14 protein-coding genes are annotated in these 14252 nt (G+C 45.2%); 9 read left to right on the forward strand and 5 right to left on the reverse strand.

All coding sequences use genetic code 11. The features are described from left to right. Window positions 1–57: 57 nt before the first annotated feature. Entirely contained in the window at window positions 58–1791 is a 1734-nt protein-coding gene (gene argS / locus ACED41_RS13095) for an arginine--tRNA ligase (RefSeq protein WP_017070297.1), read from the reverse strand. 347 nt (window positions 1792–2138) lie between these two features. Here argS and ACED41_RS13100 point away from each other — a divergent pair, with 347 nt between their 5' ends. After that, window positions 2139–2735 carry a VOC family protein gene (locus ACED41_RS13100; protein WP_017070298.1) on the forward strand — a complete coding sequence of 199 codons (597 nt, stop codon included), beginning with the start codon at window positions 2139–2141 and terminating at the stop codon, window positions 2733–2735. 315 nt (window positions 2736–3050) lie between these two features. Here ACED41_RS13100 and purU read toward each other — a convergent pair whose 3' ends face one another. Then, entirely contained in the window at window positions 3051–3884 is an 834-nt protein-coding gene (gene purU, locus ACED41_RS13105) for a formyltetrahydrofolate deformylase (RefSeq protein ID WP_029235356.1), read from the reverse strand. Between the two features lie 301 nt (window positions 3885–4185). Between purU and ACED41_RS13110 the strand changes: the two genes are divergently transcribed. From ACED41_RS13110 to rnd, 8 genes are all read left to right on the forward strand, one after another. Beyond that, window positions 4186–4386: a hypothetical protein gene (locus ACED41_RS13110; protein WP_017062381.1), complete on the forward strand. Its 201-nt coding sequence runs from the start codon at window positions 4186–4188 to the stop codon at window positions 4384–4386. Between the two features lie 160 nt (window positions 4387–4546). Next, a complete protein-coding gene (locus ACED41_RS13115; protein ID WP_017063417.1) occupies window positions 4547–6475 on the forward strand; it encodes an ATP-dependent DNA helicase in 1929 nt (642 codons plus the stop codon). A 59-nt stretch (window positions 6476–6534) separates the two neighbouring features. Continuing rightward, complete coding sequence (gene tsaB / locus ACED41_RS13120) at window positions 6535–7236, forward strand: tRNA (adenosine(37)-N6)-threonylcarbamoyltransferase complex dimerization subunit type 1 TsaB (protein ID WP_371725106.1); 702 nt, start codon at window positions 6535–6537, stop codon at window positions 7234–7236. A 72-nt stretch (window positions 7237–7308) separates the two neighbouring features. Next, a complete protein-coding gene (locus ACED41_RS13125) occupies window positions 7309–7614 on the forward strand; it encodes a chromosome partitioning protein ParA (protein ID WP_371725107.1) in 306 nt (101 codons plus the stop codon). 35 nt (window positions 7615–7649) lie between these two features. Next, window positions 7650–8210: a Slp family lipoprotein gene (locus ACED41_RS13130; protein WP_017067373.1), complete on the forward strand. Its 561-nt coding sequence runs from the start codon at window positions 7650–7652 to the stop codon at window positions 8208–8210. 48 nt (window positions 8211–8258) lie between these two features. After that, window positions 8259–9110, forward strand: a complete 852-nt coding sequence (locus ACED41_RS13135; protein WP_371725119.1) for an alpha/beta fold hydrolase — start codon at window positions 8259–8261, stop codon at window positions 9108–9110. A 106-nt stretch (window positions 9111–9216) separates the two neighbouring features. Beyond that, entirely contained in the window at window positions 9217–10911 is a 1695-nt protein-coding gene (gene fadD / locus ACED41_RS13140; RefSeq protein WP_017062375.1) for a long-chain-fatty-acid--CoA ligase FadD, read from the forward strand. Window positions 10912–11053: 142 nt separating this feature from the next. Continuing rightward, the gene (gene rnd, locus ACED41_RS13145; RefSeq protein WP_371725120.1) at window positions 11054–12172 is read left to right on the forward strand and encodes a ribonuclease D; all 1119 of its coding nucleotides are present in this window, start codon (window positions 11054–11056) and stop codon (window positions 12170–12172) included. A gap of 129 nt (window positions 12173–12301) precedes the next feature. On the opposite strand, the gene minE is transcribed toward rnd, so the two are convergent. The 3 genes from minE to minC are packed head-to-tail and all read right to left on the reverse strand — an operon-like array spanning window position 12302 to window position 14068. Next, a complete protein-coding gene (gene minE, locus ACED41_RS13150; RefSeq protein WP_010436847.1) occupies window positions 12302–12565 on the reverse strand; it encodes a cell division topological specificity factor MinE in 264 nt (87 codons plus the stop codon). A gap of 6 nt (window positions 12566–12571) precedes the next feature. After that, a complete protein-coding gene (gene minD / locus ACED41_RS13155; protein ID WP_009848498.1) occupies window positions 12572–13384 on the reverse strand; it encodes a septum site-determining protein MinD in 813 nt (270 codons plus the stop codon). Between the two features lie 21 nt (window positions 13385–13405). After that, a complete protein-coding gene (minC, locus tag ACED41_RS13160) occupies window positions 13406–14068 on the reverse strand; it encodes a septum site-determining protein MinC (RefSeq protein ID WP_017063419.1) in 663 nt (220 codons plus the stop codon). Window positions 14069–14252 lie beyond the last annotated feature (184 nt).

Raw genomic sequence — 14252 nt, forward strand, 5'->3', positions numbered from 1 at the left:
CGAATCTCGAATCTCGAATCTCGAATCTCGAATCTCGAATCTCGAATCTCGAATCGCTTACATGCGCTCTAGAGTGTCGATACCTAAAAGCGACAGACCTTGCTTGATCGTCTTCGCTGTTAGTGCAGCAAGCTTCAGACGGCTCTGCTTAACAGCTTTGTCTTCAGCAACTAGGATAGGGCAAGCTTCGTAGAAGCTAGAGAATTGACCAGCTAGTTCGAATAGGTAGCTACACATGATGTGTGGTTGACCTTCACGAGCAACAGACTGTACTGCTTCTTCAAACTGTAGAAGTTTCGCGATAAGCGCTTTCTCTTTCTCTTCAGTGATTTTGATTTCACCTTCAAGCGAGTCCATAGAAATGCCAGCTTTAGCAAATACAGAAGCAACACGAGTGTATGCGTACTGCATGTATGGTGCTGTGTTGCCTTCGAATGCAAGCATGTTGTCCCAATCGAACACGTAGTCAGTAGTACGGTGCTTAGAAAGGTCTGCGTACTTAACCGCTGCCATAGCAACAGTGTTCGCGATCGCTTTCTTCTCGTCTTCTGCTAGTTCTGGGTTCTTAGATTCGATTAGCTGCGCTGCACGAACTTCGGCTTCATCAAGAAGATCAGCAAGACGAACAGTACCGCCTGCACGAGTCTTGAATGGTTTACCGTCTTTACCTAGCATCATGCCGAATGCGTGGTGCTCAAGAGAAACAGATTCTGGGATGTAACCTGCTTTACGAACGATAGTCCAAGCTTGCATTAGGTGCTGGTGTTGACGTGAGTCGATGAAGTAAAGAACGCGGTCTGCGCCTAGTTCTTCAAAACGGTATTTTGCACAAGCAATGTCGGTTGTTGTGTAAAGGAAGCCGCCGTCGCGTTTCTGGATGATAACGCCCATTGGGTCACCATCTTTGTTTTTGTATTCGTCTAGGAATACAACTTGTGCGCCGTCATCTTCTTTAGCAAGACCTTGCTCTTTCAGATCCGCAACAATAGTTGGAAGCATGTGGTTGTACATGCTTTCGCCCATTACGTCATCACGTGTTAGAGACACGTTTAGACGATCGTAGTTGCGTTGGTTTTGAATCATTGTTACGTCAACAAGCTTCTTCCACATCTCTGCGCAGAACTCGTCGCCGCTTTGCAGTTTAACAACGTAGCCACGTGCTTTAACTGCGAACTCTTCGTCTTCATCGTAGAGCTTTTTAGATTCACGGTAGAAGCCTTCAAGGTCAGCAAGTTCCATTGAAACTTCACCAGACTCAGCCTGAACGCGCTCAAGGTTTGCGATAAGCATACCGAATTGAGTACCCCAGTCACCGATGTGGTTAGCGCGGATAACGTTGTGGCCTAGAAATTCTAGAGTACGAACTACTGCATCACCGATGATAGTTGAACGTAGGTGACCAACGTGCATTTCTTTAGCAACGTTTGGCGCAGAGTAATCCGCAACAATAGTTTGCGTTTCAGCAACGGCAACACCAAGGCGAGAGTCAGCCAATGCTGCGTCTGCTTGTTTGGCTAGGAAAGCTTCATCTAGGAAGATGTTTAGGAAACCCGGACCTGCGATTTCAACTTTAGACGCGATACCGTCTAGGTTTAGAACGTCCAATACTTTTTGAGCAAATTCTCGTGGGTTAGTGCCTAGTCGTTTAGCAACGCCCATAACGCCGTTTGCTTGGTAGTCACCAAACTGTGGTTTTGCAGATTGACGAACAGCCGCAGGAGAGCCTGCAGGTGCGCCAGCGGCTTCTAGAGCCTGAGATACTTTGTCATTAATAAGTGCTTGGATATTCACACGCGTTTCCTTCAATTCAAGGATGATAAGAGTGGCCGTTAATTCTTGGTCATTAAATTGGTTAATTATGCTTCTAGTTAACGATTTAATGCCAAAATCAGCAGCAGACTCTGTTTAAGTTCACAGAAATGGCGGTAATCATACCAATTTTGTGCGGTTTCTTATAGGTCGAATTGATAGAAAATTAACATTTCCTGAGTGGTTTTTGACAATCGACTTTTAGCAAGACGCGTTTGCATGTTTAAGGAGCGAAAAGAACATAGTTATTGAGTGTTTTTTGTAAAAGCAACGCTTGTTGCAAAAGGCAAAACTGATAACATGCAGCCATTATTTGGAGAACACAGACAATGATGATGAGCCTGAAGCAAGCTGAACTAGAACCACAACAAATGATCGCCCGCCTTGATACTTTTATGGCAAAAATCGAGAGCCTAGGAAATACATTAGGTTTGGATTTAAGCTTTGCTCAAGCGGATCATATTGCGCTGCGAATCAATGACACTGAGCTAGCGAAATCTGCCCATCAAGCGTGGTCTGAGTACGGCTCTATGATTTCTGAGGCGATGATTAATGGTCGTCCAATTGTGGTGTTGGCTTTCGATGAACCCTTGCAAAGCCTTGGCTGGAAAATTGAATGTTTGGAGCTGCCATATCCAGCAGAAGGTAAGATTTACCCAAGCCAAGATTGGGAACATGTAGAGTTTGTGATTCCTTCTCATGCCCAAACAGCTGATGAGTATCTAGCGGATCTTAAAGAAACTTACCCGCAGTTCGCTGCTAACTTTGAAACGCTGGGTGAGCAAGGCGTTAAGATCAAACTCTCTAGCCCGAAAGGCGAGGGTGAACGCTTGAATAACCCAACAGTGGCTTTTAAACATCAAGGGATTTGCATCAAGCTGCATCCACACTCTTTGAAGAAGATTGTGGAATCAGAACAGGCTTAATTTGAATAGAGAGTTGCTAGGAAAGAGATTCCTGATCTCGCCTTGGCTCGTCGGAATGACGGGGTGTTCGATGAAATTTTCCAGAGTCTATCTTTGGATAGTGACAGACTGAGCGTTCGAGAGCGTATGTTAGAGCCTATAGCTCGAAGGTTCATCACCGAGTTCGTCATTCCCGATAGCGACGAAGGAGCGTAGTCGGGAATCTCTCAAAGCGAGTCTGATCATCAGATACAAAAAACGCGCGATGGGCTTTCCCTATTGCGCGTTTTTTATTGGGTTCTAACTGGAAGTCTTACCGGAAATCGAATATCCGATTTACAGAATTACAGTCTTGTTGCCGTAAACAAACACATGATCATTGATCACCTTGTTTAACGCCTTACTTAATACATTCTTCTCTACGTCACGACCGGCTTGTGCCATGTCTTTCGCGCTGAAGTTGTGATCCACAGGGATAACATCTTGCTTGATGATTGGACCTTCATCCAAATCATTCGTCACAAAGTGTGCCGTTGCGCCAATGATCTTCACGCCGCGCTCATACGCTTGTTGGTATGGCTTCGCGCCAATAAATGCTGGCAAGAAGCTGTGGTGGATATTGATGATCTTGTGGTGGTATTTTTCAACAAAACCTGGTGTCAGCACTCGCATGTACTTAGCCAAAACAAGGTAATCCGCCTCGTACTGGTCAATCACTTCTAGCATCTTCTTCTCATGTTCTTCACGGTTTAGCCCTTCGTGAGAAACATGGTGGTAAGGGATGTCAAAACGCTCGGTTAGGCTTTGTAGAATGTCGTAGTTACCGACAACGGCCGCAATTTCAACGTCTAAGCTGCCATCGAAGTTCTTCATTAGAATGTCGCCAAGGCAGTGTGCTTCCTTGGTCACGAGTATCACAACACGCTTGCGAGACGAATCAACAAGCTTACGTTTCGTATTTGGTGGCAGGGCTTGGTCTAAATCGGCAAGCAAGGTTTCGTCATTGAAATACCCTTCAAGCTCGGTGCGCATAAAGAAGTGGCCACTTGTGTTATCTACGAACTCATTGTTGTGCACAATATTGAGTTGGTGTTTGTAACAAATGTTGGTGATCTTCGAGATGAGGCCTGGGGCATCAGTACAATGTGTTAGTAAAGTTTTTCTTTCCATTTGCATCTTACTTCCATGAAATGTTGCACTTATTATATGAAATCGGGATTCTTCAAATTTAATGCAGGCCGTCGAACGGTGAACTGAGCCGCAATATCACCGTTATAATTAATCTATTATCAAGTTGGTTTCAACAAATTCTGCTGCTCATTTATCGCTTTGATAAATTGTTTGATATAGAAATATCAGTTTTTAGATAGAAAAACAGGCAGAAGCTTCATTTTTAAAAGTTTTGACCGTAGTACGCATTTGAACTTCAACCGAGGCATTTACGCCTTGGCCAAAAATAGAGGTGATACTTATGGATAAAGAGTTACTAGCCAAAAAACTGTACTGCAAGCGAGTGAATTCATTGGCGAGAGGTACCGAATTAGATGGTCATGTTCTAGATGAAATGTGGGAAAGTAAGACCTCACCAACCGATGCAGCGAAAGCCATACAGCCTGGTGATAACCATTTTGAAGGTGCTCCTTGGCTATCACGTTATCTCAGTCGAAAATAAAAACGATTCTCTAATTCCTACTTCTTCAATTCTTACCTTCAAGGTAACTTAAGCCACGTCAAGCCAAACCAAACACCTCCGGTGCGAAGTCATTCTTGATTCGCGCCGGCTCACTAAACCTGCCATAATTCTCCTTCTCTTTTTCTAAACTTCGTACTCTATGATATCTAAAACGTTTTCTGCTGATGGCGCTCTGGGCAAAGCTATCCCTGGGTTTCAACCAAGACAAGCTCAGTTAGACATGGCTGAAGCGGTTTCACAAGCTATTGAAAATCAAAGCCAGTTGGTTGTTGAGGCTGGAACAGGTACTGGTAAGACGTTTGCTTACCTAGTGCCTGCGCTGCTTAGTGGCAAGAAAACCATCATTAGTACGGGGTCTAAAAACCTTCAAGAACAGCTGTTTCACCGAGATTTACCCTTGATGGTCGATGCGCTTGGCTTTTATGGTCAAGTTGCGTTGCTCAAAGGACGTTCAAACTATTTGTGTTTGGACAGACTCAGCCGCCAAATGATCGAGAGTCATGGTGCTCATACCGATCCAACGCTGCTGGCTCAGTTAGTCAAAGTTCGTAGTTGGTCGTCATCCACTCAAACGGGTGATTTAGGCGATTGTGATGATATCGCTGAAGACAGCCCGGTTATTCCAACCATTACCTCGACCAATGATAATTGCTTGGGTAAAGAGTGCCCAAGCTATACCGATTGCTTTGTGCTTAAAGCGCGTAAAAAAGCGATGGATTCCGATGTGGTGGTCGTAAACCACCACCTTTTCCTAGCTGATTTGGCGATCAAAGAAACCGGATTTGGCGAATTGATACCTGAAGCTGACGTGTTTATTTTCGATGAAGCACATCAACTTCCTGACATCGCCAGCCAGTACTTCGGACAATCGGTTTCCAGTCGACAGATCCAAGAGTTAGCCAAAGACATTGAAATTGCTTACCGAACTGAAGCCAAAGACATGCGTCAGCTACAGAAAGTAGGGGATAGGCTCGTTCAATCGTCAGCCGATCTGCGTATTGTGCTTGGTGATACCGGCTTTCGTGGTAACTGGCGCGAAGCTTTGAAATCCGAGTCGATTGCACGCGAGTTAGTTCGTTTGCAAGATGCTCTGCAACTTGCTGTTGATGTATTGAAGTTAGCACTTGGGCGAAGCCAGCTGTTAGATACCGCTTTCGAACGCGCAAATATGATTAAGTCGCGTATCGAACGTGTGTGCGATGTGTCGATCACTGGCTATTCGTATTGGTATGACACTACACCGCGCCACTTTGCTCTGCATATCACACCGCTTTCTGTCGCCGATAAATTCCACGAACAGATTGAGCTGAAGCCGGGCGCATGGGTGTTTACCTCAGCAACCTTGGCGGTGTCGGATGATTTCGAACACTTTACTTCTCGATTAGGGTTAAAACCGTCGGCACAGTTTTCACTGCCGAGCCCGTTTGATTATCCGAATCAAGCGCGCTTGTGTGTGCCTCGTTATCTTCCAGAACCGAATAGCCCCGGTCTCGCGGATAAGCTAGTAAGAATGCTGACTCCTGTGATTGAGCAAAACCAAGGCCGCTGTTTCTTCTTGTGTACTTCACACAGCATGATGAAAGAGTTGGGGGAGCGATTCCGTGAAACCCTCTCGGTTCCCGTTCTATTGCAAGGTGAGACAAGTAAGCAAAAAACCTTAGCCGAATTCATGGAATTAGGTAACGCATTGCTGGTGGCTACAGGTGCTTTCTGGGAGGGGATAGATGTTAGGGGCGACGCATTAAGCTGTGTTATCATCGATAAATTGCCCTTTACAGCCCCTGATGACCCTTTACTTAAGGCTCGAATCGAGGACTGTAAGCTAAAAGGGGGTGATCCTTTTGCACAAGTACAGTTGCCAGACGCTGTGATTACCTTGAAACAAGGTGTCGGCCGATTGATACGTGACAAGCGCGATAATGGTGCTTTGATTATTTGCGATAACCGATTGGTGACTCGCGATTACGGTGGCATATTTTTGGCGAGTTTACCGCCTATCCCTCGTACACGTGACTTAGGGGTCATTAAAGAATTCTTAGCTAAAGACCATTCAACCGCTGCTGAGTAATTGGCATTGTTGAGTTTAGCCATTATTTTTAGATTAGATAACGAATATTTGAGACACAAATGAGCGCGAAAATTCTTGCAGTAGATACCGCAACTGAAAACTGTTCAGTTGCATTAGTAATTGGTGACCAGGTGTTCGCACGTAGCGAAGAGGCTCCTCGAGACCATACGAAGAAAATTCTACCTATGGTGGATGAAGTACTGAAAGAAGCGAATGTCGCTTTAACCGATATCGATGCTATCGCGTTTGGCCAAGGCCCAGGCAGTTTCACGGGTGTGCGTATTGGTATTGGTATTGCTCAGGGCTTGGCTTTTGGTGCGAATTTACCAATGATTGGTGTCTCTACACTGGCAGCGATGGCGCAAGGCAGCTACCGTAAATTTGGTGAAACTCATGTAGCAACAGCGATTGATGCGCGTATGAGCGAAGTGTACTGGGCTCGTTACAGCCGCGAACAAGATGGTCGTTGGACTGCGGTTGATGCCGAATGTGTAACGCCACCAAGTGAACTGGTTGCGCAGTTAGAAGCAGATTCTGAAATATGGGCGAAAGTCGGTACCGGCTGGGAAGCTTATGCCGAGCATATGGATACACTTGCGATCAACACCAAAGCGTGTGAAGTGCTATTCCCAGAAGCTCAAGATATGGCGTTCCTTGCTCAATTTGCTTACGCAGAAGGTAAAGCGGTTGCAGCAGAAGAATCTGAGCCAGTTTATCTTCGTGACAAAGTGACTTGGAAGAAACTGCCAGGTCGCGAATAATTTTTACAAGGTTCTGATGCAAATTAGGTCTAAATGCGTATTATTTAGATTTGAGAGGGCAGATATTTAGTCATGGTATCAATTAACAACTTACCTCCTTCTTCGATAGGCAGCACGTCTAGGCCGAATCGAATTAAAAAGAAGGAGCAGGCAAAAAAATCTGATGCTAGCACTGCGGTTGGGCAACCGACTAAGGTCGCTAATGCTGTTTCTCACTCTATTCGTCAAGTTAAAGAGTCTGAACTACACAAGGCTCAAATCCAGTATGATCTTCCAGAAGGCCGAGGACGTAAGGCTATGGAAGAGTATATGGATGTAATGAATCAGGCGAAGAAAGAAGAACTTGCAAAGCTTATCGGTGTCGATATCTACATCTAGAGCTTCTTATTAATGCCTGTTTAAGGACCAGAACCATGTCAAATTATCTCTCTAAATTACGCTTAATAGCCCTTTCTCTTGGTGTCTTGGTACTTGCCGGGTGTTCATCACTTCCTAGCGAACTTGAAGCAAAATCAGAGCCTGTAATTAGTGATTACCAACAGTGGGTCGACCAACTACCGGAGGCGAAAAGTGTTCGATTGGGTGGCGTTATCTCTAAAGTAACCAACTTGAAAGATAAGACTCGAATCGAAGTTGCTAATATGCCGATTTCGAGTAGCGGTAAGCCAGACCTAGACGCAGAGCCAAGCGGACGTTTTGTTGGTTATATTGAAGGGTATGTTGAGCCTCTAAGTTTTGCAGAAGGCCGTCTGATTACACTGGTTGGTCAGTCAAGCGGAAGTGAAGATGGAAAAATAGGGGAATACCCTTACATCTTCCCTGTGATGAAAGTGGACAACCAACGACTGTGGAACATCACTGAGCGTGTTGTTGTTAACGATTTTGCACCAACCTACTACTCGTGCAGAAGTTTACATTGTCGCAGTTTTCAAACGATGCCAAGACAAGGTCGAGTGATACAGGACGTAGAGTAATTAACTTTTTAGACGTTGATTGCGCAAACAGATGGAACTAAGTGTTTGATGATTGAAAAGTCATACTCCCTTGCGAGCGGGACGCTTGCAACACAACAGATTGGCAACCCACAAACGACCGCAACGACGGTCGTTTTTATTCATGGGTGGTTGGATAATTCGTCCAGCTTTAATCCGGTTATGCAGCAAGTCGCCAAGTTTGCGCCCAATGCTCACCTTGTTGCTATCGATCTCTTCGGACACGGCTTCTCGTCGCACAAATCGGGAAGTTACTACCCATTTCATGATTATATTGATGACTTGCATCAGTTGGTGACTAAATTATCGCCAAACAGACTGGTACTGGTAGGACATTCACTTGGTGCATTGATCGCAAGTTGCTATAGTGCCGCCTTTCCTGAAAAGGTGTCAGGATTAATTCAAATTGAAGGTCGCGGACCTCTTTCTGAAGCTCCCCACGAAACAGTCTCTCGCTTGAGAGATGGGGTACTCAGTCGTCTTCGACAGCGAAGAAAGCCTTCACGTCCTCTGGCAAGCCTTGAGGATGCTATTAAGCTGAGAGCTCACGCCAACCAAATTAATGCTGAATTAATCGCTCCTATTGTTGAGCGAGGTATTGTCGAGTTCGAGAACTCTTGGCAGTGGCGATGTGACCCTAATCTAAAATGTGACTCGTTATATCGAATGTCACAGGCGCACGCTGAAGCGATTATGGCGGCTATTGAATGCCCTCAATTAATAATCCTAGGGAATGATGGATTCCGACATTTGCAGCATAATCGCTACAAATCAGTGCATAGTCCTCTAAATATAGAGACTGTTCCTGGTGGACATCATTGTCATTTAGAGAGCCCAGAGCTAGTTTCAGAGCTAATTCTTGGTGTAGTTAACAAAATTTAAACAAGTGTTTGAGCCTTTTAGTGCTCATGCACTAAAGCTGTGCTGTAATACCGCAATGATAAAAAGCGGCGAAGCAGTCGTCAGCTGATAAACGAGGAGTAACATCGTGGATAAACCTTGGCTTTCACGTTATCCAAGTGACGTACCAGAAACGATCAACCCAGATCAGTACCCATCTCTTGTAGAAATGTTTGAACAGTCGGTACAGAAGTACGCGGACCAACCTGCATTCGAGAACATGGGCTCGATTATGACATTCCGTAAGCTTGAAGAGCGCAGCCGTGCTTTTGCCGCTTACCTGCAGAATGACTTGAAACTGAAGAAGGGCGATCGCGTCGCGCTAATGATGCCAAACCTACTGCAATACCCAATTGCACTGTTTGGTGTATTGCGTGCAGGTATGATTGCAGTGAACGTCAACCCACTGTACACACCTCGTGAGCTTGAACATCAACTGAACGATTCTGGTGCAAAGGCGATTGTTATCGTATCTAACTTTGCGAGCACGCTAGAGAAAGTCGTTGATAACACGCCGGTTAAACACGTTGTTCTAACTAGCCTAGGGCAAATGCTGCCACGCGCGAAAGGGACAATTGTCGACTTTGTAGTGAAATACGTAAAAGGCATGGTGCCTAAGTATGATCTGCCGGGTGCTATCTCATTCAGAAAAGCGCTGCACAAAGGTCGTCGTCTTCAATATGTGAAACCGTTCATGGCGGGTGATGACATCGCGTTCCTACAGTACACTGGTGGTACAACAGGTGTAGCGAAGGGCGCAATCCTAACGCACCGCAATATGATTGCGAACGTACTTCAAGCGAAAGGGGCTTACGGTCCTGTTCTGCAAGAAGGCCGCGAGTTGGTTGTAACGGCATTACCGCTTTACCACGTATTTGCACTGACGGTGAACTGCTTACTGTTTGTTGAGATGGGTGGTCGTAACCTTCTAATTACTAATCCTCGTGACATTCCTGGCTTTATTAAAGAGCTGCAAAAGGTTCCGTTTACCGCAATTACCGGCGTAAACACCTTGTTTAATGCGCTAGTTAATAACGAAGATTTCCACGAGTTGGATTTCAGTAACCTACGCCTATCTGTTGGCGGCGGCATGGCGGTTCAACGCGCTGTTGCTGAGCAATGGAAGAAAGCGACAGGCATTCACCTATTGGAAGGCTATGGCTTAACTGAGTGTTCACCACTGGTAACGGGTAACCCATACGACCTGAAAGACTACACAGGTGCTATCGGCCTACCAGTACCATCGACAGAAGTTCGTATTGTTGATGATGAAGGTAAGGTTATTGCTAATGACCAAGTAGGCGAGCTACAAGTTCGTGGCCCTCAAGTGATGCAAGGTTACTGGCAGCGCCCTGAAGCGACCAAAGAAGTGATCGATCAAGACGGTTGGTTATCGACAGGTGACATCGTTAAGTTTGATGACGAAGGCTTGTTGTACATCGTTGACCGTAAGAAGGACATGATTCTTGTATCAGGCTTCAACGTCTACCCGAACGAGATTGAAGACGTTGTGGCTCTGCATGGTAAAGTGCTTGAAGTAGCAGCTATCGGTCAACCTCATGAAGTGTCTGGTGAATTGGTTAAGATCTACGTTGTGAAGCGTGACCCTAGCCTGACCAAAGAAGACATTATCGCGCACTGTCGTGAGCACTTAACGGGTTACAAAATCCCTAAATTAGTCGAGTTCAGAGATGATCTTCCAAAGACTAACGTAGGTAAGATCTTACGCCGCGTACTGCGTGAAGAAAACGATGCAGAACTTGCGAAACGCGCTAGCGAATAATTAGCCCGTTTGCGCGAAAGTACTGCACCAAAACCATTGAGGCGCTTAATCTAAGCGAGCGCTGAAAAATGGTGTTAGAATGCCGACAGTTAATGTCGGCATTTTTGTATCCGGCGATCAAAGTAAAATCAGTGAGAGTTTTGTGGATTATCAAATCATTACCCAAGTTAAAGACCTTGAGCGAGTTTGCCAACAAGCACGTGAAGCCGATGTTGTTATGCTTGATACAGAGTTCGTTCGTACAAGAACCTATTACCCTCAATTAGGCTTAATTCAGTTATTTGATGGTGAAACGCTGTCACTGATTGATCCTATTGCTCTTGATGAAATGACCCCGTTTGTTGGGCTGTTGAAAGACACGTCAGTACTGAAAGTGTTACATGCGTGTGGCGAAGATCTAGAAGTATTCCAGAACGCATTTGGCTGTACGCCAACACCAATGGTTGATACGCAGATCATGGCAGCCTTCTTAGGTCATGGTCTTTCAACTGGCTTTGCGGCTCTAGTTTCTGAGTTTGTAGGTGTTGACCTAGATAAGAGTGAATCTCGTACTGACTGGCTAGCGCGTCCGCTTTCTCAAAAACAATTGGACTACGCAGCAGCAGACGTGCATTACCTAATGCCAATGTACAACAAGCTTCTAGAAAAAGTGATGGAAGCTGGCTGGTGGGAAGCGGCTCAGCAAGAGTCTGATTTACAAGTTGCCAAGCGCATTCGTAAAGTAAACCCAGATACAGCCTACCTTGATATTAAAGGGGCGTGGCAGCTTAAACCTAAGCAATTAGCGATCTTACGACCTCTAGCAACTTGGCGTCTAAAAGAAGCAATCAAGCGCGATTTAGCGCTGAACTTTGTCTTCAAAGAACAAGACCTATGGGCTGTGGCGCGTTTTGCGATGAAAGATCCCAAGCACATGGAGCAAGAGGGTTTTGATTACCGCTCTGTGCGTCGCCATGGTGCGAAGATCAGCTCAATCGTAAAGTTAGCGGAACATACACCAGAAGAAGAGTACCCAGCACCAGTAGAACGTCTAATGGACTTCCCTGGCTACAAGCAACTCTTCAAAGTGCTGAAAGATGAAGTGAAAACAGCATCACAACACAGTGGTTTGGCGACGGAATTCTTGGCATCGAAGAAGCAACTTAACCAAATGTTAAGCTGGGTGTGGAAGCACGATCGTAACCCAGAAAAGCTGCCTGATGTTATGCAAGGCTGGCGTTTAGATGTGGTTGGCGAAAAGCTGAGTAAAGCGATCAAATAACCGCTTGCTGCTTTAAAGCCTAACTTAGTTACAGTTATAAACTGCACATACAAAAAAGAGAGCCTAGGCTCTCTTTTTTATTCAATCAATACAAGCAAGTGTATTACCTGCCAATCTTGTTCAGAAAGATTATCGATCTTCTTCTGGAAGCTTAACATTCAACTCTAACACTGAGATGTCGTCATCTTTGTGTTCAAAAGTCAGATCAACCATTGATGGATCGACCTCAACGTACTTGGCAATACACTTCAAGATGTCTTCTTTTAGTTGCGGCAGGTAAGACGGCGCTGGGTCGTCATGGCTGCGTCGTTCGGCAACAATGATCTGCAAACGTTCTTTGGCTAGGTTTGCGGTTGTCTTTTTCTGTGGTCTAAAAAACTCTAATAATGACATTGTGCATTAGCCCCCGAACAGTCGTTTGAAGATGCCTTTCTTCTGTTCCGTTAAGAAGCGGAAGTCAACTTGGCTACCCAGTAGTCGCTCTACAGTATCATTGTAAGCCATACCTGCGTCGGTTGCTTCGTCAAAGATAACTGGAACACCCTTGTTCGATGCGTTCAGTACCGCTTGGCTCTCTGGAATTACACCCAGTAGAGAGATGTGCAGGATTTCTTCAACGTCTTCAACACTGAGCATCTCACCTTGAGTTACACGTGCTGGGTTGTAGCGAGTCAATAGAAGGTGTGTTTTCACTGGCTCTAAGCCGTCTTCAGAACGACGAGATTTAGAGTCAAGAATACCTAGAATACGGTCTGAATCGCGTACTGAAGAGACTTCTGGGTTGGTGGTTACAATCGCTTCATCAGCGAAGTACAACGCCATAAGAGCGCCTTGTTCGATACCCGCAGGAGAATCACAGATGATGAAATCAAAGCCCATTTCATCCAGTTCATCAAATACACGACGAACACCATCTTTTGTTAGTGCGTCTTTATCACGAGTTTGAGAAGCAGGAAGAATGAACAGGTTCTCTGTGCGCTTGTCTTTGATCATCGCTTGGTTCAGCGTCGCTTCACCATTGATAACATTAACGAAGTCGTACACAACACGACGCTCACAACCCATGATTAAATCTAGGTTACGCAGACCGATATCAAAGTCGATAACTGCGGTTTTCTTTCCTTTTAAAGCCAGACCCGAGGCAATAGCTGCACTGGAGGTCGTTTTGCCTACCCCGCCTTTACCTGACGTTACAACGATAATGCGTGCCATTCTGTTTTCCTTTTATTTCTCTTATATTGCGAGGACATCAACGTGTAATACATCGTTTGCCATACTGAACATGGTTTTCTTCTGCCAGTACTCGCTTTCAATTTGATCGCTGAGCCAGTAATTTCCTGCAATGGAAACCAGCTCGGCTTGTAAATCATTACAAATTATTTTTGCTTCAGTTTGACCACTTGCACCTGCAATCGCACGGCCGCGTAAAGTGCCATGAATATGGATGCTGCCATCGGCAATCACTTCCGCGCCTGCACTCACATGGCTGAGTATCAATAGATCGCCATCTTTCGCATAAACCTGCTGACCAGAACGAATAGGGGTTCTAATCACTTTGATTGGTGCCATTTTCGCTGGAGCTTGAGATGGCGACTTGCTTGCCGTCATCACTGCAAAACCGGCTTCTTTAGCGAGGTTTTGCATTCGCTTATCAGAACAGCCTGCCACACCAACCGGGATCATGCCCGCTTGAGATATACCATTTTTAAGTTGCACAAAATCGATATCGCCCGCGACTTTACTGATGTTGATAACAACAGGTGCGGCAGCGAAAAACGTAGGTGCTTGGTCTACTTTCTCTTGAAGAAAAGAGACTGCATTTTCGACTTGATCATCGGATAAGTGCAAAACAGATAGCGTAAAGCTGCTACCTTTTAGATCTGGGTTACTAGACATCGAAAAACTACAGGACCTCAATAGCGGATTGGTACAATTTCTTTATCAATAAAATAAAGGGCATTGCCTGAAACTAGGTTTATCATGTTATATTCCCAAACCAAGCACAGCAAGTAATCTTGTTGTCAAATGGACGTTTTGTTCCCAATATTTCCCTAACATAAACTATTGATCTCGCAAGTGA

The organism is Vibrio sp. 1F255 (assembly GCF_041439145.1).
Lineage (GTDB): Bacteria > Pseudomonadota > Gammaproteobacteria > Enterobacterales > Vibrionaceae > Vibrio > Vibrio crassostreae_C.

Coding starts and splice junctions, on each gene's coding strand:
- ACED41_RS13100 (WP_017070298.1), top strand. CDS start 2,139: ATGATGATGAGCCTGAAGCAAGCTGAACTAGAACCACAACAAATGATC.
- purU (WP_029235356.1), bottom strand. CDS start 3,884: ATGGAAAGAAAAACTTTACTAACACATTGTACTGATGCCCCAGGCCTC.
- ACED41_RS13110 (WP_017062381.1), top strand. CDS start 4,186: ATGGATAAAGAGTTACTAGCCAAAAAACTGTACTGCAAGCGAGTGAAT.
- ACED41_RS13115 (WP_017063417.1), top strand. CDS start 4,547: ATGATATCTAAAACGTTTTCTGCTGATGGCGCTCTGGGCAAAGCTATC.
- tsaB (WP_371725106.1), top strand. CDS start 6,535: ATGAGCGCGAAAATTCTTGCAGTAGATACCGCAACTGAAAACTGTTCA.
- ACED41_RS13125 (WP_371725107.1), top strand. CDS start 7,309: ATGGTATCAATTAACAACTTACCTCCTTCTTCGATAGGCAGCACGTCT.
- ACED41_RS13130 (WP_017067373.1), top strand. CDS start 7,650: ATGTCAAATTATCTCTCTAAATTACGCTTAATAGCCCTTTCTCTTGGT.
- ACED41_RS13135 (WP_371725119.1), top strand. CDS start 8,259: ATGATTGAAAAGTCATACTCCCTTGCGAGCGGGACGCTTGCAACACAA.
- minE (WP_010436847.1), bottom strand. CDS start 12,565: ATGTCATTATTAGAGTTTTTTAGACCACAGAAAAAGACAACCGCAAAC.
- minD (WP_009848498.1), bottom strand. CDS start 13,384: ATGGCACGCATTATCGTTGTAACGTCAGGTAAAGGCGGGGTAGGCAAA.
- minC (WP_017063419.1), bottom strand. CDS start 14,068: ATGTCTAGTAACCCAGATCTAAAAGGTAGCAGCTTTACGCTATCTGTT.